The following is a 1,387-nucleotide window of genomic DNA, read 5'->3' on the forward strand; positions in this document are numbered from 1 at the left end:
ACGTGGCGTAGCGGATCGTTGGGAACAGCACGGTCTGCCCGCGATGTCCCCCGACTTGGCGATCGCCGAGTTGGAGCCGGCTGTCAACGACCCGATGTCGGCCTCGCTGCTCGTCGCTGACGTCGACTGGGACACCCTGGCACAGGTCAGGGCCGGACTCGGCGCCCCGAAGCTGCTGGCGCAGCTGACCCGGCACGCATCGGGCGACGAGGCCGCGGACGGCGCCGCGCAGGCCGGCGGAACGCTGCGCCAGCGGCTCGCCGGACTGGGGGCCGCCGAACAGGAGCGCGCTGTCGTCGAATTCGCGCGCTCCCATGTTGCCGCCGTGCTCGGACACCGCCGACCGGAGACTGTCGACGTCGACCGGGCCTTCAAGGAACTGGGCTTCGACTCTCTCGCGGTCGTCACCTTGCGCAACCGCCTCAACGCGGCCACGGGCCTGAAGCTTTCCAGCACCCTTCTCTTCGACCACCCCACGGTGACGGCGCTGGCACGGGTGCTGCGCACCGAGGCGCTGGGACTGCGCGGCGACCAGGGACCGGCACTGCCCGCCACGGCGCCGACGGACGACGAGCCGATCGCGATCGTGGCGATGAGCTGCCGTTTCCCCGGCGGCGTACGGACCCCCGAAGAGCTGTGGAACCTGCTGGTCGACGAACGCGAGGTGCTGACCGAGTTCCCCGCGGGACGCGGCTGGGATCTCGACACCCTCTTCGCCCCCGACCCGGACGAGCCGGGCAAGAGCTATGTCCGAGAGGGAGCCTTCCTCGACGACGCCGGTGCCTTCGACCCGAAGTTCTTCGGGATCTCGCCGCGTGAGGCGACGGCGATGGACCCCCAGCAGCGCCTGCTCCTGGAAACCTCCTGGGAGGCCTTCGAACGAGCCGGTATCGACGGCACGCACCTGCAGGGCACCCCGACCGGAGTCTTCATCGGCAGCAACGGACAGGACTACGGACGGAGTCTGCGCGAGGCGTCGTCCGAGAACGTCGAGGGTCATCTGGTGACCAGCAGCGCCGCCAGTGTCGTCTCGGGGCGCATCTCCTACACCTTCGGTCTCGAAGGGCCCGCGGTCACCGTGGACACCGCGTGCTCGTCGTCGCTGGTCGCACTGCACCTGGCCGCGCAGTCCCTGCGCCAGGGCGAGTGCACGCTCGCTCTGGCCGGTGGCGTCACCGTGATGTCCACCCCCGAACTCTTCGTGGAGTTCAGCCGTCAGCGGGGTCTTGCTCCGGACGGTCGTTGCAAGGCGTTCGCGGCGGGCGCGGACGGCACCGGCTGGGGCGAGGGCGTCGGCATGCTGCTGCTGGAGCGGCTGTCGGACGCCGAGCGCAACGGTCACCAGGTGCTGGCGGTGGTGCGTGGCTCGGCCGTCAACCAGGACGGT

General features: G+C 70.4%; 1 protein-coding gene. It reads left to right on the plus strand.

Annotation, left to right across the window (positions count from 1 at the left end; translation table 11 throughout):
* Positions 1 to 1,387: acyl carrier protein (locus JK363_RS41215; protein ID WP_236076579.1), on the plus strand; the 1,387-nt coding region annotated here is incomplete at both ends.

It is taken from the genome of Streptomyces coffeae, from assembly GCF_016741875.1.
GTDB classification, from domain to species: domain Bacteria; phylum Actinomycetota; class Actinomycetes; order Streptomycetales; family Streptomycetaceae; genus Streptomyces; species Streptomyces coffeae.